This window comes from Polaribacter sp. R2A056_3_33 (assembly GCF_019278485.1).
Taxonomy (GTDB): domain Bacteria; phylum Bacteroidota; class Bacteroidia; order Flavobacteriales; family Flavobacteriaceae; genus Polaribacter.
Window position 1 is genome coordinate 3,395,842 of sequence record NZ_CP058984.1, and the last position, 24,573, is coordinate 3,420,414.

At 30.2% G+C, this 24,573-nt stretch carries 14 protein-coding genes; 13 read left to right on the top strand and 1 reads right to left on the bottom strand.

Annotation, left to right across the window (positions count from 1 at the left end; translation table 11 throughout):
- Window positions 1–6: 6 nt before the first annotated feature.
- From H0I29_RS14245 to H0I29_RS14305, 13 genes are all read left to right on the top strand, one after another.
- A complete protein-coding gene (locus tag H0I29_RS14245; RefSeq protein ID WP_218752898.1) occupies window positions 7–3,465 on the top strand; it encodes a hypothetical protein in 3,459 nt (1,152 codons plus the stop codon).
- Between the two features lie 94 nt (window positions 3,466–3,559).
- The gene (locus H0I29_RS14250) at window positions 3,560–5,191 is read left to right on the top strand and encodes a glycoside hydrolase family 30 beta sandwich domain-containing protein (RefSeq protein WP_218752900.1); all 1,632 of its coding nucleotides are present in this window, start codon (window positions 3,560–3,562) and stop codon (window positions 5,189–5,191) included.
- Between the two features lie 114 nt (window positions 5,192–5,305).
- Window positions 5,306–6,574, top strand: a complete 1,269-nt coding sequence (locus H0I29_RS14255; RefSeq protein ID WP_218752902.1) for a glycosyl hydrolase family 17 — start codon at window positions 5,306–5,308, stop codon at window positions 6,572–6,574.
- Window positions 6,575–6,585: 11 nt separating this feature from the next.
- Window positions 6,586–8,076 carry a glycoside hydrolase family 30 beta sandwich domain-containing protein gene (locus H0I29_RS14260; RefSeq protein ID WP_218752904.1) on the top strand — a complete coding sequence of 497 codons (1,491 nt, stop codon included), beginning with the start codon at window positions 6,586–6,588 and terminating at the stop codon, window positions 8,074–8,076.
- A 12-nt stretch (window positions 8,077–8,088) separates the two neighbouring features.
- Window positions 8,089–9,504 (top strand): MFS transporter, encoded by a 1,416-nt coding sequence (locus tag H0I29_RS14265; protein ID WP_218752906.1) that lies wholly within the window; start codon window positions 8,089–8,091, stop codon window positions 9,502–9,504.
- A gap of 635 nt (window positions 9,505–10,139) precedes the next feature.
- The gene (locus H0I29_RS14270) at window positions 10,140–11,966 is read left to right on the top strand and encodes a T9SS type A sorting domain-containing protein (RefSeq protein ID WP_218752908.1); all 1,827 of its coding nucleotides are present in this window, start codon (window positions 10,140–10,142) and stop codon (window positions 11,964–11,966) included.
- Window positions 11,967–12,224: 258 nt separating this feature from the next.
- Window positions 12,225–12,995 carry a LytTR family DNA-binding domain-containing protein gene (locus H0I29_RS14275; RefSeq protein WP_218752910.1) on the top strand — a complete coding sequence of 257 codons (771 nt, stop codon included), beginning with the start codon at window positions 12,225–12,227 and terminating at the stop codon, window positions 12,993–12,995.
- A gap of 1 nt (window position 12,996) precedes the next feature.
- A complete protein-coding gene (locus H0I29_RS14280; RefSeq protein WP_218752912.1) occupies window positions 12,997–14,634 on the top strand; it encodes a histidine kinase in 1,638 nt (545 codons plus the stop codon).
- A gap of 96 nt (window positions 14,635–14,730) precedes the next feature.
- Window positions 14,731–17,277, top strand: a complete 2,547-nt coding sequence (locus H0I29_RS14285; protein ID WP_218752913.1) for a zinc-dependent metalloprotease — start codon at window positions 14,731–14,733, stop codon at window positions 17,275–17,277.
- A gap of 3 nt (window positions 17,278–17,280) precedes the next feature.
- Entirely contained in the window at window positions 17,281–20,574 is a 3,294-nt protein-coding gene (locus H0I29_RS14290) for a SusC/RagA family TonB-linked outer membrane protein (RefSeq protein WP_218752915.1), read from the top strand.
- A 10-nt stretch (window positions 20,575–20,584) separates the two neighbouring features.
- Entirely contained in the window at window positions 20,585–21,901 is a 1,317-nt protein-coding gene (locus H0I29_RS14295; RefSeq protein ID WP_218752917.1) for a RagB/SusD family nutrient uptake outer membrane protein, read from the top strand.
- Window positions 21,902–21,987: 86 nt separating this feature from the next.
- Window positions 21,988–23,031 (top strand): DUF5018 domain-containing protein, encoded by a 1,044-nt coding sequence (locus H0I29_RS14300; RefSeq protein WP_218752918.1) that lies wholly within the window; start codon window positions 21,988–21,990, stop codon window positions 23,029–23,031.
- An 85-nt stretch (window positions 23,032–23,116) separates the two neighbouring features.
- Window positions 23,117–23,758, top strand: coding sequence for a hypothetical protein (locus tag H0I29_RS14305; RefSeq protein WP_218752919.1), 642 nt, complete (start codon window positions 23,117–23,119; stop codon window positions 23,756–23,758).
- A gap of 230 nt (window positions 23,759–23,988) precedes the next feature.
- Here the strand turns inward: H0I29_RS14305 and H0I29_RS14310 are convergent, their stop codons facing one another.
- On the bottom strand, window positions 23,989–24,354 hold the full coding sequence (locus tag H0I29_RS14310; RefSeq protein ID WP_218752921.1) for a YchJ family protein: 366 nt from the start codon (window positions 24,352–24,354) through the stop codon (window positions 23,989–23,991).
- Between the last annotated feature and the right edge of the window lie 219 nt (window positions 24,355–24,573).

The following is a 24,573-nucleotide window of genomic DNA, read 5'->3' on the forward strand; positions in this document are numbered from 1 at the left end:
ATTTTGATGACAAAAAAAACTGTTTTTTTAGGAAATAATAAGGCCGAGTTTAAAACGCAAGAGGTAAAAGGGGAAATGATCAACTTCGAAAATGAAGTATATTATAAAATTTCGAATAGTAATGAAATGAGACCTTTTTTTATGAGTATTGTTTCAGACTCTAATCATTGGATGTTTATTTCTAGTAATGGAGGTTTATCTGCTGGTAGAAAAAATAGTGAATACTCACTTTTTCCTTATTATACAGATGATAAAATTACAGAATCTGCAGATGTAACTGGTAGTAAATCTATTTTTCAAGTTTCAAAAAACGGGAATATTTATTTATGGGAACCTTTTTCTCAAAGACAAATAGGGTTATATAAAACAAAACAAAACTTATATAAAAACAGTTTTGGAAATAAAGTTGTTTTCGAAGAAATTAATGAAGATTTAGGAGTTACTTTTAGATATCAATGGAGTTCTTCTGATAAATTCGGATTTGTAAAAAAATCAACTTTAATAAATAATTCTTCAGATAAAACAGTTGTTACGTTTTTAGATGGTTTACAGAATATTTTACCTTCAGATGTAGAAACAGACTTACAAAATTCTAGAAGTAATTTAGTAGATGCTTATAAAAAGAGCGAACTGCAAGTAGAAGCTGGTTTAGGTATTTATGCATTAAGTGCTATTATTGTTGATAAAGCAGAACCTAGTGAAGCTTTAAAAGCAAATATAGTTTGGTCTTTAGGTGTTAAAAATCCTACGTATTTGTTATCATCATTACAATTAGATAATTTTAGAAGAGGTATAGAATTACAGCAAGAGGTGGCAATTAAAGCCGAAAAAGGAGCTTATTTTATTAGTGCAGTGGTAACTTTAGAAGCAGATGAAACGAAAGAATGGATTTTTATAGCCAATGTGAATCAAACTATTGGAGATATTCAAAGAGTTTCTAAAGCAATAAAGGATGATGAAAAATTATCAGAAATTATTCATAAAGATATAGCATTAGGAACAAAAAAGTTAATTGATTTAACAGGTGCAGCAGATGGTTTGCAAGTATCTAATGATGCTTTGGTAAACACAAGACACTTTGCAAATACACTTTTCAATTTAATGAGAGGTGGTACTTTTGATGATGATTATAAAATTGAAAAAGATGACTTTATAAAATATATTGGTAAGGCAAATAAAAAAGTTTTAAAATTAAAAGAGGCTGTTTTAAATGAGTTACCAGAATTATTTACACTAGATACCATTATAGCTATTGCAGAGAAAGATGAAGATAAAAATTTTAAAAGACTTTGTTTCGAATATTTACCATTAAAATTTAGTAGAAGACATGGAGACCCAAGTAGACCTTGGAATAAGTTTTCTATCAACACAAAAAATGAAATTGACGGTTCTAAAGTTTTAGATTATGAAGGTAATTGGCGTGATATTTTTCAGAACTGGGAAACATTAGCACATTCATATCCAGAGTTTATAGAAAGCATGATTCATAAGTTTTTAAACGCCACAACTTTTGATGGTTACAATCCTTATAGAGTTACAAAAGATGGTTTCGATTGGGAGGTTATTGAAGAGAATGATCCTTGGTCTTATATTGGATATTGGGGAGATCATCAAATTATTTACTTATTAAAATTCTTAGAATTTATAGAGAATCACTATCCAAATCAATTAGAAAAACGTTTTTCTGAAGCTGTTTTTGTATATGCAAATGTGCCTTATAGAATTAAAAAGTATGAGGACATTCTAAAAAATCCTAAAGATACTATTGATTTTGATTTTGAAGAGCAAGAAAATATAGAAAAAAGAAGAGAAAGATTAGGTGCTGATGGTGCTTTATTAAGGGATGAAAACTACTTTATTTATAAAGTAAATTTAATTGAAAAATTATTAGCTACAGTTTTAGCAAAAGTTTCTAATTTTATTCCTGAAGGTGGAATTTGGATGAATACTCAAAGGCCAGAATGGAATGATGCAAACAACGCTTTGGTAGGAAATGGTGTTTCTATGGTAACACTAAATTACTTAAATCGTTTTTTAAACTTCTTTGATAAAGTAGTTTCAAAATCAGATACTGAGCAATTTGAAATTTCATCAGAATTATCAACTTTCTTTAATGAGGTAGTTGCTACGCTTAAAGAAAATAAAAATATTCTTGAAGGAAAAGTATCTGATAAGAATAGAAAAGTTGTTTTAGATGGATTGGGTTCTGCAGCAAGTACTTATAGAAGTACTGTTTATGAGCTTGGTTTTTCTAGTGATAAAACAATGCTATCTAAAGCAGGTCTTTTAGAGTTTTTATCAGTTACAAAACAATATTTAGAGCATACTATAAAAGCGAATAAGCGTTCAGATAATTTATACCATTCTTATAATTTAATGACTATTGAAAATGATGCAGAAGTGTCTGTTTCTTATCTATCTGAAATGTTAGAAGGCCAAGTTGCTGTATTAAGTGCTGGGTATTTATCGCCAAAAGAAGCTTTAAAAGTTTTAGACGGAATGAAAGCTAGTGCGCTTTTTAGAGAAGATCAATACAGTTATATTTTATATCCAAATAAAGAATTACCAAGTTTTGATGAGAAAAACGTAATTCCGAAAGCTTCGGTAGACGGTTCTCAATTATTATCAAAATTAATTGCTGATAACAATACACAAATTATCAATAAAGATGTTTTAGGTAACTATCATTTCAATGCCAACTTTAACAATGCAAATAGTTTAAAAGCAACTTTTGAAAGTTTACCAGAAGTATATGCCGATTTAGTAGAAAAAGAAGCTGATTTATTAGCTTCTATTTTCGAAGAAGTTTTTAACCATAAGGCATTTACAGGTCGCTCTGGAACTTTCTTTGGTTATGAAGGTTTGGGGTCTATTTATTGGCACATGGTTTCTAAATTATTATTGGCAGTGCAAGAAAATTGTTTATTAGCCATAAAAAATAATGAAGATGAAGCTGTAATTGGTCAGTTATTAGATCATTATTATGAAATTCAGGCAGGAATTGGAGTGCATAAATCTCCTCAATTATATGGTGCTTTTCCTACAGATCCGTATTCTCATACACCAGCAGGAAAAGGTGCGCAACAACCAGGAATGACAGGTCAGGTAAAAGAAGATGTGTTAAGTAGAATAGGGGAGTTGGGTGTTTTTGTTAAAGATGGAAAAATCAACTTTAATCCAAGATTATTAAAAGGAAGTGAGTTTGTAGAAACTGCTAAGGTTTTTAAATATAATGCAATTAATAAAGAACCAAAATCTATCAATTTAGAAAAAGGTACCCTTTGTTTTACCTATTGTCAGGTACCAATTATTTATAAAAATTTAGGAGGTGAAGGTGTTACAATCTTTTTTACAAATGCAGAAACAGTCACATCAGAAAGCTTAATTCTTAATGCGACTATTTCGAAAAAAATGTTTGAGAGAACAGGAGAAATAGATCGTATAGAAGTTGCTATTAAAAAATAATTTAAAGAAGTATTTAAAATTATAATGTATTACGCATCTGCAAGGTCTTTTTACTTTGTAGGTGTGTAACATTAGAAAAAAATATAGAAAGAATATGTTTAGTATCAAAAATAAAAGAGAAAATTATAAAGGAGAGAGTACTCAATCTGATTTTCTAAAGATTACTTGGTTACAATTTCTGGTTATGTCTATATTACTTACGAGTTGCTCACAAAAAAGTGCTTATCAAGAGTACGTATCAGATGTGTATCAAACATCTCAAGCTGGAGACAACCTAAAATTAATAGCAAGTGATGTCGCTAAGACAACTTCTTCTGAAGTAAAGAAAGTAAGAATAGAGCTTCTTCCTAATCAAGAATTTCAAAAGTATTACGGTTTTGGAGCTTCATTTACAGAGTCCTCTGCATGGAATTTAGCTACTATTCCGGTTGAATTACGTAAAAATGTTTTGACCAAACTTTTTAGTCCTACAGAAGGTGCAGGATTCACCCTTACACGAACGCACATTAATAGCAGTGATTATTCAAACACGCACTATACGTATATTGAAGAGGGAGATGAAGATCTTTCAACATTCAGTATTCAAGAAGATATGAAAGGGTTTTCTGGTGATGAAAATGATCAGGTACGTGGTATTGAATTGATAGATCCAAATTATGATCTTATCCCAATGATTTTAGAAGCATCTAGCATTCCTGGTGCAGATTTTAAAATTATTGCTTCGCCATGGAGTCCTCCATCATGGATGAAAACAGGAGAAACAGCTAAAATGACTAACGGAACCTTGCTTCCTAAATATTATGGTCTGTGGGCTAAATATTTATCAAAATATGTAAGTGCTTATAAAGAAAAAGGGATTACTCTTTGGGGGCTAACACCACAGAATGAGCCACTACATGCTCATGATGCAGCATGGGATAGTAATGGGTTTACTCCTGAACAAGGTAGAGACTTTTTAAGAGACCATCTTGGTCCTCAACTTGTAAAAGATGGCCATCTTAAACTTGATGATTTGGATGCTGGATTACGCGTATTGATTTATGATCATAATAAATCGACAATGAATGATTATGTTGCAGCAACCTACCGAGATCCTGAAGCATCTAAATATGCTTGGGGAACTGCTTTTCATTGGTATACAAATTCTGAATTAAAAGAAAATAACTGGTATGCGAATGAATTAGCTGAGTTAGAAAAAACTTGGCCTAATAAAGGGATGATTCATACGGAATCAAGTATAGATATTGATGCTAATGACCCGATTGGGCAATATTGGAGAGCAAGTACAGACTATGCAGGTACTTTTGTTCCTTTTGAGACGTATGCTTACGATATTATTACAGATTTAAATCATGGAACTCAAGGTTACATTGAATGGTGTAGTATTCTTAGTAACAAAGGACAACCAAATCCTTACGACAACTTTAATAGTGCTCCGGTACTTATTAATCCTGTTACTGATGAGGTAACATACACGCCACTTTATTACTTGCTTAGTCACTTTAGTAAGTTCATTCGCCCTGATGCACATAGAATAGGTGTAAAAGGAGAAGAGGTAGATGGATTGATATACACTGCTGCTAAAAATTCTGATGGTTCAATTGCTGTTGTTATTTTTAACAAAAATGAAGAAATTAAAGAAGTATCGATTGCATTAGAAACAAAGACTTTTACATCGAGAATTGCACCTAGATCTGTTCAAACTATTCATTTACGTAGTAAGTAAAGAAACCAGAAACATAGCATTAGCTTAAGTGCTATGTTTCATTACAAATATTAGATAATAAAGATATTCAAAGTTTCAGCTTTGGAGTATAAATAGTATTTAATCATCAAAAATATGAATTCAATTTTTAAAATATCTTTTGTAATTATTGTGTTAATTTCTGTTGTTGGTTGTAATTCTAAAACAGCAATTAAAAAAAAGGAACTTACTGCAGAGCATATTTTAGGAAATCCTGATTATTTAGCAATTTCTTATGGAGGTTATAGAGGAAAATCAAGAGAAGATAATCAGCCAACAATTCTTCAACTAAAAGAAGATTTAAAGTTGATGCACGCAATGGGGATTCGTATTTTAAGAACCTATAACGTACAACCAAAATTGCCACATGCTGCAAATGTTTTAGAAGCCATTCATCAACTTAAAAAAGAAGATGCCAATTTTGAAATGTATGTAATGTTGGGTGCTTGGATAGATTGTTTAAATGCATGGACAGACAAAGAGCCAAATCATAATCTTGAAAGTCCAGAAAATGAAGGAGAAATAGCAAGAGCTGTAGCCTTGGCAAATAAATACCCAGACATTGTAAAAGTAATAGCTGTTGGTAATGAAGCAATGGTAAAATGGGCGGCAAGTTATTTTGTGCAACCGAATGTGATTTTAAAATGGGTAAATTATCTTCAGAATTTAAAGAAAAAGGGAGAGTTGTCTAAAGATGTTTGGATTACAAGTTCAGACGATTTTTCTTGTTGGGGTGGCGGAGATTCTTTGTATCACACTAAAGATTTAGAAGATTTAATAAAGGCGGTAGATTATATTTCAACACATACATATCCATATCATAATTCTCACCACAATTCAGAATTTTGGAAAGTACCCGATAATGAGTTTCATTTATCAGACAAAGAAAAAATTGATGCAGCCATGTTAAGGTCTAAAAAATTTGCCATAAAGCAATATAATGCTGTAAAAAGCTATATGAAAAGTTTGGGAGTAAACAAACCTATTCATATTGGTGAAACAGGTTGGTCAACTATTTCTAGCGGATATTATGGTGTAAACGGTTCTAGGGCTAGTGATGAATATAAGCAAGGATTGTATTACAATCATCTTAGAGAATGGACGAATAAAGAAGGTATTTCTTGTTTCTATTTTGAAGCTTTTGATGAACAATGGAAAGATGCGGAAAACCCAAATGGATCGGAAAATCACTTTGGATTGATCAACCTAAAAGGAGAAGCAAAATTCCCAATTTGGAATTTAGTAGACAAAGGTGTTTTTAACGGATTAACAAGAGGAGGAAAGTTAATTACAAAAACATATAATGGAAATAAAGAAGCATTAATGAATGATGTTTTGGTTCCGAATACAGAGTATAATAGATAAAAATAATAAAAATGAAAACAAACTATTTTTTTTACACGCTATTTTTAGTAGTGATGATTAGTTGTAATCAAAAGGATAATAAATTATCTGTAGAGGTTTATGAAACTTCGGAAGCAGGTAATAAGTTAACCCAAATTACAGATTTTGTTCCTGTTGAAAATGCAGCTACCATAACACTTAATCCTAAAAAAACTTTTCAAACAATTACAGGTTTTGGTGGTGCATTTACAGAATCATCTGCTTATTTATTAAATAAATTGAGTCAGAAAAACAGAGATACCATTATTCAGGCTTATTTCTCAGAAGAAGGCGCAAATTACTCATTAACAAGAACGCACATGAATTCGTGTGATTTTTCTTTAAGTCAGTATTCATATTCTCCAGTAGCGGATGATGTAAAATTAGAGCATTTTACAATTAAAGATGATATGGATGATTTAATTCCGATGATAAAAGATGCCATGAACGCGTCTAAAGATGGATTTAAAATATTTGCTTCACCTTGGACAGCTGCTCCGTGGATGAAAGACAATAATGAGTGGGTTGGAGGAAAATTACTACCAAAATATTATGATACATGGGCATTATTTTTCTCTAAATACATAGATGCTTACGAGGCTGAAGGGATAGATATTTGGGGGTTTACAGTTGAAAATGAACCACACGGAAATGGGAATAACTGGGAGAGCATGCATTTTACGCCTAAAGAAATGACCGATTTTGTAGAGTTTCATTTAGGTCCAAAATTAGAAAAAGATGGGTATGGTGATAAAATTATTTTAGGATATGACCAAAATAGAGAAGGTTTAAAAGAATGGGTTGATGAAATGTATAGAAGTGAAAGTTCATCAAAATATTTTGATGGAACTGCTATCCATTGGTATGAAAGTACGTATGAAATTTTTCCAGAAGCGTTGCAATATGCGCATGATAAAGCACCAGAAAAATACTTAATTGAAACAGAGGGATGTATCGATTCTGAAATACCTGTTTGGCAAGATGATGCTTGGTATTGGAAAAAAGAAGCAACAGATTGGGGATATGACTGGAGAGAGCCAGAGAATAAATATTTACACCCAAAATATGCTCCTGTAAATAGATATGCAAGAGACATTATTGGTTGCCTTAATAATTGGGTAGACGGTTGGGTAGATTGGAATATGGTTTTAGATACAAAAGGTGGTCCAAATTGGTTTGAGAATTGGTGTGTGGCTCCGGTAATTGTAGATCCAGAAAAAGATGAGGTGTATTTTACACCACTTTATTATACAATGGCTCATTTTAGCAAATACATTAGACCAGAGGCAAAAGTTATAGGGCTAGAAAATTCAGATAAAGATTTACAAGTTACAGCAGCACAAAATACTGACGGTTCTATAGCTGTGGTGGTTTTTAATGAAGGAAAAACAAAGAAAAGTTTTAAAATCTCTTTAGGAGAAAAAGAAACCCTTATTAATATTGATGCCCAAGCACTGCAAACTATTATGATTGCAACAAATTAAAAAAATAACAATATGTCTACTTATAAAACGTCTTCTAAAGTTCCATTGAGCCAAAAAATAGCCTTTGGAGTTGGAATGCTTGCAAATCAAATGTTTCCAGCTGTAATTGGTATTTTTATAGTCGTTTTGGTAAAAGACTTAGGCTTTCCAGGATGGATGTGGGGAGTTATTTCTTTAGTTCCAAGAATTTTTGATGCTGTCACAGACCCTATTATGGGATATATTTCAGATAACACAAAATCTCGTTGGGGTAGACGAAGACAATATGTTTTTATCGGGGCAATTGTAATGGGAATTTCTTTTATAATTATGTGGCAATTGTTTAGAGAAAACTCGCTTGATTATAATTTTTGGTATTTCTTATTAACCTCATTTGCATTTTATTTAGGTCTTACCATTTTTAGTGTTCCTTATGTAGCTATGGGTTATGAAATGAGTGATGATTTTCATGAGAGAACAAGTATCATGGCAGTTGCACAATGGATTGGTCAATGGGCTTGGGTTATTGCACCTTGGTTCTGGGTTATTATGTATGATCCGGAATGGTATATAACTGCGGACGTTGCTGTAAGAGAATTGGCCGTTTGGGTAGGCGTTATTTTTGCAATTTGTGCAATGATACCAGCAATTTTTATTGAAAGTAAATCTACTGTAAATGAGAATTATGCCTCTTTAACATTAAAAAATATTGGAAGAAGTTTAAAAGAAATAGGAGATAACTTTGTGGAGGCTTTTAAGTCTAAACCTTTTAAGAAATTATGTTTTGCTACCTTTTTTGTTTTTAATGCATTTAATACTGTAGCAAGTTTTACCTTTTTTATTATTGTGTATTATCTTTTTAAAGGAGATGCCGCTGCCGCGGGAATTTGGCCAACGTTATTTGGTAGTATAGGTGCTTTAGTAACTACTTTTTTAGTAATTCCTATTGTGGCTAAAATGTCTAAGATGTTAGGGAAAAAACAAGCTTTTATGGTTTCTCAAGGGATTTCTGTAGTTGGTTATATTATGCTATGGTTTTTATTTATTCCTGGTAAACCTTATATGTTTCTATTTGCATTGCCTTTCTTTTCTTTTGGTATTGGTGGCTTATTTACATTAATGATGTCTATGACTGCAGATGTTATCGATCTAGATGAGTTAAATACAGGTAAACGTAGAGAAGGTGTTTTTGGTGCTATCTACTGGTGGATGGTTAAATTTGGATTTGGAATTGCAGGTGGTTTAAGTGGTGCAATTTTATCTGTAGTAGGTTTTGATTCTGCAGTTAATATTCAGACAGAAGAGGCACTTATTGGATTAAGATTATTCTTTTCAGGTTTTCCTATAGCAGGAACTCTTATTGCAATGTACATCATGAGGAATTATGACCTTTCTGAAAAACGTTCAGGTGAAATTAGAATAGAGTTAGACAAGCGTAAGGGACACTAAAATAGAGAAATTGATGATGTTTAAGTTTCTATGAATAACAGGTAAAAGGTTAAGAAAGTAAAATTAAAATATTAAGAAATAAGATAAGTTACTTTTTAAATTATTTTTTAAACGCTATGAATATTAATTATTTATAGCGTTTTTTTTATAGGATCTATATTGTATAAATAAAGGAGTTTAAGTTGAGGTTTTAATGGTTATTGATGCCAAATTAGGAGTTGTAATAGTTATACTTTTTGTGTAGGATGGTGTAACGGGTTTTAATCCTTATTTAACTTTAAGAACATAAAGGGATTCAAATTGCATAACAGTAATTAAGATCTTGATAAATGAATTGTTTATTTTGTGTATAGTCGAAAGTTATTCGTTTTATTTTGGTTTAGAATAATCTCAAACAAAAATAGAACTCTACTTATGTTTCTTTAGCTATACATTACCAATACAAATAAGTATATCTATTTAATAATTAGTGATTTAAAATAAAAAATAAAACGTTGTTAAGTACTTATTTCATTGATAAGTAAACTTAAAATTCATAATATTTTTTGGTTGTATGTTTTTTGCTGTAGTGTTTTAGGTCAATATAGTACACAATAGAGTTAATATTGTTTTATAAATTTAAAACACAAATAATTATGAAAAAAATTACTTTACTACTAGCCTTTTTAATTACTTCAATAGGCTTTTCACAACAACAAGAATATCATTTAGATTTTGAAGAAGGTACTCCGTCAGGATTAGCGTCTAATTGGTATACCTTTGATAACGAACCTGCTCCAGCAGAAATAGTAGACAATCCAAATTTAAATGGTGTAAATACTACCGCTTCTAAAGTAATGAAAGTTGTTATGGGACCTGGTAATGCTTTTTATGCAGGTGTTAATAATAAATGGGAAGACTCTAAATTTGGTACTTGGAAAATTGATATGAGTGTTGCAAATAACTTAACCTTAACTATGGATGTACATAAAAATTACGTAGGTACTGTAGGTATTAAAATGGGAACAAATAGTGCAGGAACATCATTTCAAATTACAGACCAAAATGTTGGTAATTCAGTTGTAAATGAATGGCAAACTTTAACATTCGATCTTTCTGGTATAAATCCTAATGGCGATTTATCAAATATTAGTCAAATGGTTGTTTTTGTAGATTGGAGGCAAGATATGGCTGATAGAGCAGAAGGTAATACCATTTATATTGATAATATAAAATTTAATGCAGAAAAATTAACAGATGCACCATTAGCTCCTGTTGCAGGTACTGCTTCGTTACCATTAGATTTTGAAAGCGAAATAACTTGGTCAGATTTTGATGGAGGAGTTGTATCAACAGAAACAAACCCTTATAACAATGCAGACAATACTTCTACTAAAGTTGGTAAGATGGTAAAATTTGAAGGTAAAACTTGGGGAGGAAGTGCGTTAACCTTAAGTTCTGCAATGGATTTTGCTAATAATGATACTTTTACAATGAAAGTATATTCACCAAGAGTAGGAGCAAAAGTATTATTAAAAGTAGAAAATTCTGGAGATGCAGGAATTAATTATAGTAAAGAAGTTCTAACAACAATTGCTAATGGATGGGAAACTTTAACTTTTGATTATGCAGCAATAAGTAAAACGGCTTCTTATGAAAAATTAGTTATTATTTTTGACAATGACATAATGGGAGATGGAAGCGCAAATTATACTTTTTATATAGATGATATTACGTTGTCTTCTTCAGGCGTTGTACTACCTACAGTAGCATTACCTCTAGATTTTGAAAGTGCAACAACATGGACCAATTTTGACGGAGGAGTTGTCACCACAGAAACAAACCCTTATAACAATGCAGACAATTCTTCTGAAAATGTTGGTAAAATGGTGAAAAATGCAGGTCAACCTTGGGGAGGAAGTGTCGTCAAATTAAGTTCAGCAATGGATTTTGCAGCGAATGATACTTTTACAATGAAAGTATATTCTCCAAGAGCAAACGCTAAAGTATTATTAAAAGTAGAAAATTCAGCAAGTCCAGCTACTAGTTTCGAGAAAGAAGTAACCATATCTACAGCAAATGCATGGGAAACAATTACGTTCGATTATTCAGCAATTCCAAGCGGATCTTATGACAGTGTTGTTTTAATTTTCGATTTAGGAACCATGGGAGATGGAAGTGCAAACAATACCTTTTATATTGATGATGTTGTTTTATTTAATTCTGCAACAGCAGATGTAAAAGATAATGAATTAATAAAAATTTCGTTGTTTCCTAACCCTACTACAAGTAGATTAAACATTTCAGCTCAAACCCCTATTAAAAGTGCCGTTATCTATAATTTATTGGGTAAACAAATAATGAATTTGGAAATCAATAAAAATAACGAATCTATTGATGTTTCTAATTTATCCTCTGGAATTTACTTAATTAAGTATTCTATAAATAACGTATTTGCAACAGCAAAATTTATTAAAGAATAATTAATATTTTTATTTAACTTAAAAAGGATACTATTTTAGTATCCTTTTTTTTGTCCATTATATAAAATAATTTATAAAAGTTTAACAAAACGTCTGAATGACTAACTTTTTACATAAAAAAATCCTATATTTTTTATATAATTTAGTTCTAATGAAGATTTGTATTTTTGCTTTTCAATATCATTATAAATAACGATAATTATTTATAATAATATTGAGTAAGTTACCCTCGGCTTTAAAATTATAAATCAATTTAGAATGGATATTGTTATTATTGAAGATGAAGATTTGGCAGCAGCATCTTTAGAAAAGTTATTATTAAAAAGTAATTATCCGATACGTATTAAAAAACGATTAGAAAGTGTTGCACAATCTATAGAATGGTTTAAAAATAACAGTTGCGATTTAATTTTAAGTGATATCCATCTAGGAGATGGAGAAAGTTTTGAGATTTTTGAAAATTTAAAAATTAAAATTCCTATTATTTTTACAACCGCCTTTAATCAATATGCAATACAATCGTTTCAGTTTTTTGCTATCGATTATTTATTAAAACCTTATGATAAAGACAAATTAAATACTGCTTTAGAAAAATACACCAACTATACAGCAAAACCAGTTACTGATTATAGTGATTTAGAAAATTTATTATCTCATTTAAACACTTCTAAAGAAAGTAAAACAAATCAAAAAAGATTTTTAGTTTCTAGAGGAGAAAAATTAATTTCGATTAGCGATAGTGAGATAGCCTATTTTATGGCAGAAAATAAATCACTTTTTTTATTTACTACTAAAGGAGAAAGTTATTTGTATGACGATACTATATTGAATTTAGATTTAAAATTATCTAAAAAGGATTTTTTTAAAATAAATAGAAAATTCATTGTAAGACATAGTGCTATAAAAACAATTATAAAATACAGTCAGAATCGATTAAAAATAGAATTAGAACCTTTTTCTAAAGGCAACGATTTTATTTTAATTAGTTCTAAAAATGTTCGAGAGTTTAAAGAATGGTTAAATAATTAATATGCAATCATCTAAATTTAGTACCCGATTAAAAAAGAATCAGCAATATTTGTATATCAGTTTATTGTTGATCGCTATTTTTTTTGTTGGTAATTCGTTAATCACTCCTAAAATTACATCAGTAACAGAAGAATTAATTCAAGATATAATTCAAGGGAATTTAAAATCTAAAGAGAATATTGTTGCATTCGAATTTAATCAACTGAATAATTCTTTTAAAAATTCACAAAAAATCTTACAAAATTTAGAAAACAACTCTTTCGAGTTTGTAAAGGAGAAATTACTTTTTACTTCAGATTTAGCCTTAGAGCATCACAGTATTCATAATAGTTTTGTGTCTATAATAAGCTCTAATGATGTAAATGAAAATTATTTTTCTAATAAGAAAGATAGCTTGTATCAAAAAGAAATAAAAGCATTACTAAAAGAGATTCAATTTATAAATAAAGATGTTTTAATTGATACAATTCTAACTAAGAAAGGTAACGTAATTAATAGAAAAATATATGCAAAAAAATTGCGAAACAATAAGAATGTTTATACAGGGTACGATGTAGATTTAATCTCATTATGGAGTTATTTTTCTGAAACTTATAAAGGAGACGGAGGTTATACGGTAGTTGCCAATAAAGACGGTATTTGTATGCTACATCCCGATACAAAATACATCGGTAAAAAAATAGACATGTATTTTAATACCATTTCTGTTGAACAAATTTTAAAAAGTTCCCTTAAAATTAATGGATATTATGTGCCTGATAATGTCAATTCGTTAAAAGATAAAGCAATATCAGAATTTCTTGGGTTGGAAGTTTTACGTTATTTTGATACCATAATGACCGGAAATTCACCTTTAATAGTAGTTATTAGTTTTCCTATAGATATTCATTTAAAAGAAACCACAAAAAATATACAAGGGTATTTCTCTTGGATTAGTTTTTTAGCTTTTTCTACATTTATGTTAATCTTATTGGTTTCTAGATTACAGTTAAAAAAAGAATATGTAGAGAATATAAAGGTTGTAGAAGAAAAAGAACATTTAATAAATAGCAACGAGAAGTATCAAAAAGAAAATGCTATTCTGCAATTAAATCAACTTAAGAAAAAAATAAATCCACATTTTTTATTCAATAGTTTAAATTCTTTGCATGTTTTAATTGATTTAAATCCAGATTTATCTCAGCAATTTGTATTAAAACTTGCTGATGTATATCGATACCTTTTAGAAGAGCGTGAAGGAAATTTAATTTCTGTGAAAAAGGAAATTACTTTTTTAGAACAGTATGTCTTTTTGCAAGAAATTAGATTTAATAAAAGCTTAAGTGTATCCATCGTTAATAATTGTGATGCTGAAATTTTGCTAAGAAAGATTCCTTTTTTGTCTTTAGAAACCTTGGTAGAAAATGCGATAAAGCATAATGAAATCACTAAAATAAAGCCTTTAATTATAGAGATTATTATTGATAAAGATTTTATTACTGTAAAAAATAATTTTACACCAAGAAAGCATAAAGCTAAAGATAGCCATCATATTGGGTTGAATTATTTAGAGAATACCTACCAATATTATCAAATTGCTACCTTTAAAACAGGTGTTGTAGACGGTAAATTTGTCTGCACATTGCCTTATATAACCTAAAAACAGTATTTCACTCCGTTTTTTATAGAGTTCACTCTATTCCGTTTTGCTAAGTTGTTGATATCATGCAAATTTGATGTTTTAACACTATTATTTATGAAAACATCCTCTTTTAAAGGTGCTTTATTGGTTCCATTTTTAATGACTTCTCTTTTGATACTTACCTCTTTATCTGGTTTTTCTCAAGATAAAAAGGAAACAGCTAATGACGAAAAAAAAGATTCTATAAAATCTACTGATGATAAAAAACTTACCTATCAGAAGTTTTTAAAAGAAGGGAATGTTAAAGAAGGATTATTTAATGTTTACAGTATAAAAGAAGATTATTATTTCGAAATTCCAGATTCGTTATTGTCTAGAGATTTGTTAATTGTAAATAAGGTGTCTAGTGTTCCTTATGCTTTAAACGGACATGGCTTAAATAAAGGAATGACTTTTGAAACTAAGTTAATTCGCTTTTATAAAGATACTATTCTAAACAAAGTTTGGGTTAAAACGGTGAATCCAAGAGTTCAATCTCCAGAAAATGATGCAATTACTTTATCTGTAAAAGATAATTTTGGTGAGTCTATTATAGAAGAGTTTAAAATAGAAGCAATAAATACAGATTCTACATCCGTATTTATTAAAGTAAATAAAATATTTAACGGTAAAGAACAGAGTTTTAGTGATTTGTTAACCAATATAGGTTTGGGGGGGAGTTTAAAAACAAACTTATCTATTTTAGAAACAATTAAATCTTTCCCTAAAAATATTGTTGTAAAATCTTTATTAACGACTTCTGTTAAAGAGGGCGGAAGTGCAGCTTTACCTTTAACAATTGGAGTTACTACTAATATTGTTTTATTGCCAACAGATGTAATGAAACCTCGTTTTTCAGACAAACGTATTGGGTATTTTGATAAGCCAATGGATTATTTTTCTGATGATCAACAAGAAGTTGAGTCTAGAGGAATGATTACAAGATGGAGATTAGAGCCTAAAGAAGAAGATATTGAAAAATACAAACGAGGAGAATTGGTGCAACCCAAAGAACAAATCATTTACTATTTAGATCCTGCTACGCCAAAACAATGGAGACCTTTTATAGAACAAGGTGTGTATGATTGGAATGTAGCTTTTGAAGCTGCTGGATTTAAAAATGTGCTAAAAGTAAAGTTTCCTTCGGATGAGGACAAGAATTTTGATGCAGATGATGTTCGCTATTCTGTAATTACGTATGCAGCATCAGAAAAACAAAATGCTATGGGACCTTCTGTAGTAGATCCTAGAAGTGGACAAATATTAGAATCAGATATTATTTGGTGGCATAATTTAATGAAAGGATTGCATTCTTGGATTCGTGTACAAACGGGACCAATTGATCCAAAAGCAAGACCTAATAAATTTTCTGAACAACATATGGGAGAGGCAATTCGTTTTGTTTCTTCGCACGAAGTTGGTCATACCTTCGGATTAAAACATAATATGGGCGCATCATTTAGCTACCCAGTAGATTCTTTAAGATCTAAAACGTTTACCGCTAAAATGGGCGGAACAGCTCCTTCTATTATGGATTATGCTCGTTTTAATTATGTAGCGCAACCAGAAGATGAAATTACAGATATCACTCCTAAAATTGGTGTATATGATAAATATGCAATTGATTGGGGATATCGCTGGATTGAAAATACATCTGCTCATGAAGAACTTCCGGTTTTAAACCAATGGATTCGTAAACACGAAAATGATCCTTTATATTTTTATGGACCGCAACAAGCTCAAGTGATTGACCCGAGATCTCAAAGTGAAGATTTAGGTGATAATGCTGTAAAAGCGAGTGAATACGGATTGAAGAACTTAAAAAGAATATTGCCAAATATTTTAGATTGGACAGCAGCAGAAGGACAAGATTATTACAAAGCTTCAAAATTATACAAAGCGGTAATAGACCAATGGGGCACTTATAACGGTCATGTAATGGCAAATATTGGTGGCGTTTATGTAAACAATACGGTTTATGGAGATGGCAAAAATACTTTTGAACCAGTATCTGCTAAAAGACAAAAAGAGGCATTGAGTTATATCATAAAAAATGCTGTTTTACCTCAAAAATGGTTATTTATGCCAAAAATTATTAATAAGGTTTTTGCAGTAAGAGATGCGCCAGATGGAGAACGCTTTTATTCGCCTGTTTCTATGTTACGCATTCATCAAACCAATGCAATTTATGCGCTGATAAAAACAGATAGATTGATGAGGATAACAGAGAATAAGGTTTTATCAAAAGACAATAAAGACGTATTTACAGAACAATATTTATTTGATAAATTATTTGAAGCCATTTTTAAGAAAACAGAAAAAGGAAAGTCTTTAGATATGTTTGATAGAATTACTCAGAAAAATTATGTGGATGTATTAACTGTAGATCGAAATAAATTATTAGAAAAAACGAAAGAAAAGACCATTTCAGAAGATGCTAATACCTTTAAAAATGTACACTTTTCTTACCTACCAAGAGTAGCAGATATAGGTACCAATAAAAGAGCTGCATTAGAAAAAATATTAAAGCTTTTAAAGAAAAAAGAACATAGAGGAGATAGAGCTACTCAAGCACATTATAGTGACTTAATAGCAAGAATTGAATATAATTTGAAAAACTAAATCATGAATAAATTAATATACATATTAATTTTTATTCCGAGTTTACTTTTTGCTCAGCAAGAAAAAGTAATTAAGGGAAAAGTTATGGATGCCGCCTTCCAAATGCCTATTGTTGGTGCATCGGTCTACGCGTCATCGGCAATAATAGGAAATGAAACGAATACCAAAGGAGTTATACAAGGTACCATGTTAGGTACTACCACAAATTTTGATGGAGCGTTTTCTTTAAAAGTAGAAGCAGACATTAAATACATTTTGATTTCTTATATCGGCTATGAAACAGAAAAAATAGATATCTCTAATGTAACTTCAAACCTAACAGTTGTTTTAAAGGAAAGTGCAGAAAGTTTAGATGAAATTATTGTTACAGGATATCAAAAAATTGAAAAACGTAAAATAACATCTGCTTACGCAAAAGTAGAAATGACAGATATTAATCAGGCAGGTGTTTCTAGTGTAGATCAAATGTTGGTTGGTCAATTATCGGGTGTTGCCATTCAACCAATAAGTGGTGCTCCAGGAGCTCCTTCAAAAATATCTATTAGAGGAGCCGCTACTTTAAATGGCTCTTCAGATCCATTATGGGTGTTAGATGGTATTCCGTTAGACGGAAATGATATTCCACAAGATTTTAGAGATAAAGACAATATAGATAATTTACAATCGTATCCAATTGCAGGTTTAAATCCAGAAGATATAGAAAGTATTACCGTTTTAAAAGATGCTTCTGCAACTTCTATTTATGGAGCAAGAGCTGCCAATGGAGTAATTGTTATCACTAGTAAAAATGGTAAAAAGGGTGCAATGCGTATCAATGTAAACGCAAATGTATTTGTAACTCAAAAACCAGATTTTAGTAAGTTGAATTTAATGAACTCTTCGGAAAAAGTAGATTTCGAATTACTATTGGCAAGTAGACCAGATTTAAAATATCAACAAGATAGAGGAGGAGTTGCTAGAATTTTAAATAATTATGGCGAGTATAATAATTTTAGAGATAATGGTTTTGCTAGTATTTCTAGTGCCGCTCAAAATGACATCAATAATTTAAAAAACATCAATACTAATTGGGGAGACGAGCTATATCAAATGGCAGTAAACCAACAATATGGTGTCAGTATTTCTGGAGGAACAGAAAATAATGATTACTATTTTTCTACAGGAATTTTTGATGAAACAGGAGCTACTAAAGGTACTGGTCAGAAACGATTTAATATTACGTTAAAAGATAATTTTAATGTAAATGATAAATTAAAAGTAGGTGTGGCGTTGTTTGGTAGCCAAACAATAACATCATCTTACATAACTGGTGCAGATGCGTATACAAATCCTTCTAACTATTCTAGAAATGCCAATCCATATTTAGAAATAAAAGATGCAGATGGTAATTATGTTTATGATCCAGATTTGGTAGAAAGATCAGACTTAAATCTAAATTATAATATTTTAGAAGAAAGAGAAAATACCAATTATGAGTTAGTAGCGAGTTCATTAAAAGCCATTTTTGATGCAAGTTATAAAGTAAATGAAGAGATTCATTTTAATACACAGTTAGGTTTACAATTAGATTTTGATAAGACAGAAAAATATAGTGGTGAAGAAAGTTACTATACCCGTAAATATGAGCAAAGATCTCAATATGCATCATCTACAGGTACTTCGTATTATATGCCTAAAGGCGGAATTATTCAGAATTGGAATGCAGATGTTTTTCAATATAACTGGAAAACAACAGCAAATTACAACACTTCTTTTAATGATGTACATGAGTTAGATGTTATGTTGGGGACAGAATTTAGAAGAAATAAGAGAACCCAAATACATACCAAAGGTTTTGGTTATAATAGCAATACTTTAACGTCTATTGCTATTACAGATGAACGTTCATTAACAAATTCTTTGTTTGATCCTTATCAAAAAACATATAGTGAGAATGCGTATGCTTCTTTTTTCGGAACAGCTTCTTATACGTATGATCAAAAATACACAGCTTTTACGAGTTTAAGATATGATGGCTCTAACTTATTTGGGGTAAATCCTAAATATAGATACTTACCTATTTGGTCTTTTGCAGGTTCTTGGAATGTGTATAAAGAAGACTTTATGTATGATTTAGATTTTGTAAGCGATTTAAAACTAAGAGCATCGTACGGAGTACAAGGAAATATAGACAAAACAACATCTCCTTTTGTGGTTGGAGAATATTATACATCTTCTATTTTACCAGGTGTTAGTGAAGAAACTATTAGAGCTTTAAATGCGCCTAATGCAGATTTAAGATGGGAAAAAACAGTATCCTCAAACATTGGTTTGGATCTAGGATTGTTTAATAATAAAATCTATATATCCGGAGATTATTATGCCAGAAAAAGTACCGATTTAATTGGTTTAAGATCGGTGCCTTTAGAGAGTGGCTATAATTTTATCAATACCAATTGGGCAACTGTAAGTAATAAAGGATTTGAACTTTCTATCAATACCACAAATATTGATACACCTAATTTTAAATGGACGAGTGGATTTAATATTTCTCACAATAAAAGTATTGTTGATAATATAGAAATTAGAGAAGAAGACTTTAAACCTTCCTTAAAAGGATATAGTGTAAATGCCATTTTTGCAATTAAAACAGCAGGTTTAGATAGCAACGGATTGCCTTTGTTTTGGAAAGATGGTAAAAAAGTGTCTGCAGTAGATTTTTATAATTTAGAAGAAGGCACAAATGGAAATCAATTAACAAGAGAAGAACATAGAAACTTATACTCTTATGTAGGCGATGGAACTCCTAAATTTAGCGGAGGATTTAGAAATAGTTTTAAACACAAACAGTTTGATTTACGTGTATTAACTAATTTTAATATTAAGCAAACCGTAAAAGCAGCACCAAGTTACAATCTTGCTTTAGCACAACCAGGAAACAATTACAATACAGATATTTTAAAAGCAGGTACAGGGAATTATCCAGCTTTAATAGGATTAACATCACCCGGTTTCGATACAGATTTAGTGTACACTTGGTTTAACTCTTCAGATGATGGGCAAACTTATAACGATCTAGATATTTGGGTTAAAGATATTTCTTACATACGCGTAAGCAGTATTAAACTTAGTTATGCCATACCAAAAGAGAAATTAAAAAAGTTAAAAATATCAAGTTTAAATTTCAATCTAGAAGGACGTAATTTATTTGTTATTGGTACAGATTACAACGGATTCTTTGATCCAGAAACCTATGGAAGTTTGTATGCACAACCGATTCCTAGAATTATTTCAGCAGGATTTAATCTTTCTTTTTAAAAAAGAGTTTATGAAAAAAATAATATACAGCATCTTTATAACCTTAAGTTTTATCTCTTGTGATAAGTACTTAGATATAGAACCAGTAGGACAAGTTATACCTAAATCTGTAGAAGAATATAGAAGTTTTTTAACTTCTGCATATTCAATTACAAAAGAATCTAAAGTATTAACAACGTACAGAACTGATGAATTGGCTTTAAGTGCAGATGCTTTGGGTGTAGAACAATATGAGGATCTTTTTATCTGGAATGATGTAAATCCAAGTCCTTTAACAAGTGTTTTTCCGTATGCAAGTTTATACAATACTATTTTTTATACCAATCACGTAATAAATAGTGAAGCAACTATTGAAGGAAATCAATCAGATAAAGAGCAATTGGTAGGAGAAGCGTATGCTTTAAGAGCAATGCAATACTTCGAGTTGATTAATTTATATGCGAAACCTTACAATAAATCAACAGCAAATACAGATGCTGGTGTGCCAATTACTTTAGAATATGATGCCGAAAAAGAGTTTTTAGTACAAACTGTTGAAGATGTGTATGCCTTAATTTTAAGCGATCTTACCATGGCAGAATCTCTAATTAATATCCAAAAACAAGAGGCCGGTTATAACTATAGATTTTCTATGATCGCTGTAAAAGCTTTTAAATCTAGAGTTTATTTATACCAACAAGAGTGGCAGAAAGCGATTGATTTGGCAAATGAAGCTTTGGCAATCAATGCAGAAATTCAAAATTTAAATATAGACACTTCTATAATGCCATCAGAATATAACGCTGTAGAATCTATTTTGGCATTAGAAACAGTTGCTTCTTTTGATCTGGTTAACAATACAACTATTTCTAAGACTTTAATTGATGCTTATAATCAAACAGCAGATGTCCGTTTTTCGCTTTATTTTAAAGAAAATACAGACGGAAGTTTTAGTTCTAATAAAAGTGCAGAAACTAAATTTAAGGTTTCTTATAGAACAGCAGAATTACATTTAACCATTGCTGAATGTTTAGCAGCATTAAATGAAGATGTTTTGGCAAAAGAGAAGTTAATCTCATTTGCAGAAAATAGATATACAACCGATGGTTTTATTGCTTATAAAGCAAACGTAAATTCATTAAATAGTAACGACCTAAAAGCAGAAATCTTAGAAGAACGTAGAAGAGAATTTGCAATTGAAGGTCAAAGGTGGAATGATTTAAGAAGAACTAACCAACCTAAATTAACTAAGATTTTTGACGGAGTAATCTACACATTAGAGAATAATGACGACAGATATGTCATTCCTTTTCCTAATGATGCAACTATTAATAACCCTAATTTATAAATAATAAACCGTTGTAACCTGTTGTTATCTTATAGGTTACAATTTCAACAAAAAGATAAAAACAACCCAATTAAATATTTTAAATTATGAAGAAAATTTTTTCTATCCTTAGTGTTTTTTTAGCCTTAGCTATAACTACTGTTTCATGTTCTAGTGATGATGATGCTCCAATTTTATCGTCTTTGGCAACCATTACAGATTTTACAATTGCTATTGATGGCGTAAATGCTGATGATATTGTTTACGATTTAGGAACAGATATTATTGTAACTGTCCCTTTCGGAACAAAATTAACAGCAGTTGTACCTACTATTACAGTTTCAGAAAATGCAACGATCTCTCCAAATTCAGATACAGGAATTACTTTTGTAGACGGAGAAGCAAAAACTTTTGTAGTAACTGCAGAAGATGAAGTAACTACTAAAAACTATACTGTAACTGTTAATGTTCGTGGTGAAGTTGGTAGTGGATCTCAATTAGAAACAGCTGTTTTTACGGAAGATTATGTTTTTTTTGCAGCAAGCACAACTACTACTTATGGGTATGATGATAATTTTGGATTTGTAAATAAAATCTCTATAGATGAAGGATTTGGAGCTTCTGTTTTTACTTTAGTTTATGATGATAAAAACCAAGTTATTGAAAAAACAAGTGACGCAACAAGTACGGTTTATTCTTATGAAAATGGTCAAATTGTAAAAGGTGAATACAAAGAAGACGATGTGTTAGTTTATACTTATATCTATACCTATAATACATCTGGAAACTTAATTAAAGAAGAAAGAACAAATCATGAAGGTGATGATGCTTTAGTAGATGATATTACTACTTTTGAATATGACGCTAATGGTAATGTTATAAAAACGAACAGAGGAACAGCTCAAACAAATCCTTCTGAAGCAACTTATGACACAAAAAACAATCCTTTTAAAGGAATTTATCCAGCTGCATATGCTGCAATTAATGTTGGTTTTGATGCTGTAAATACAAACAATCCTCTTACTCGTGATACAGCAGATGCTAATGTTTCTTATGTATATAATACAGATGATTATCCTTTAGAATCTTCTTATACTAATAGTGAATTCGGCTTAACGGTACTTAGAACATTTACATATTACGCTAACTAATTAGATCAATTAATTCCCCTTTTTTATTTATTACACAGACACCCTTAATTTTAAGGGTGTTTGTTTTTATAAAACTTATTTTAAAATGAAGAAATCCTTTTTAGTACTCTTTTCTTTTTTGATGTTTGCTTGTAATTCTAATTCTTCAAACGAAGTAATACTTCCTGAAAATGAAGAGATTCCATTAACAAAAGAAGAAGAAATAATTAAAATATATAACGAATCTGTTTTACCTTTATTTAAAGAATATTCAGATACAGAAATACCTACACAGTTTAAAATAGATAAAAACGATTTAGGTATAAATGCAGGAGCAGCTTTTGGTTATGTAGAAGTGAGTCAGGGTTTGGTAAATTTAACCAAAGAAGATATTCAATTATTTGCTTTAACACATGAAGTTGCTCATATTGTAACTATAAAACAAGCAAGGCTTTTTGATTTACAAGGAAGTATCCCTAAAGGTACTGTAACAAATGATTATAAAAAAGCAGAATATTTAGCAGACTTAATAGCTATCCATTTAATTAAAACCAAACTGAATAAAGAGTTTAATTTGTTAACCTCTAATTTTCCTTTTTTGCAAGATTTATTGGGTGATACTACTTTTACACATCCTTCCGGAAGTGATCGAATTAATTGCATAAATACTTATTTAGAAAATACATTAGTAACAAGCAATGATATTGCTTTTAAAAATACGTTTCTAAACATATGGCAAATGGAGTAGTGATACCATGTTAGAAAACATTTATCAAAACTAATTGAAGGCTCGGTAATGGTTTTATAGTCATTTAAGATTATTGTAATAATTAAGATATTTCCTAAATGTAAATATTGTAAACAAAAAATGATGCTTTTAAAATTTTTTAAAAAAATAAGATGTTTATTCTTTAGGATTATTTAGATCATTTATTTTAAAGCTGTACCCTAATTTTTTTAGGGAATATATTAATCCTTTTACAATGCCGACTGATATACCCAATGATCATTTTCCTTTGAAAAAAAGGAATTTTCATGTATCAGATTTAAAGATTCATTTTCGTGAAAATATGCTTTAAATTCAACCGTATTTTCTGTAGATTCTAAAACATCTAGTTTTACCCATTCTACGGATTTTGTCCAAGTTAATATTTCCTTTTTTTCGAGGTTAGAGGGTCTAGTTGTACTATGGTGACTTTTTTGTAGGTAATCAATATTAGCCATAACAAATGCACTATATCTTGAACGCATTAAAATTTCTGGGGTAGCTACAGTATGTATATTTTGATGCGCTTTTTTACAACAATCAACATATAACTTGGATGGATTACACGGACATTTCATTGTTTTATTCTTTGCTAATACAATATTTCCTTTTAAGTAGAAGGATTTAGTGAATTATTTAATGCAAATATAAAGGTATATCATCTTATTAGTATAGCTTAAATTGCTATAAATTGATAGAGCAGCGAAACAATATATTTTTTGTAAAAATGAAGTTGTTAGTCTAATTGTTAATCAAATTAAACGAACAACTTCATTTTAGTAAACAAACCTATTCTT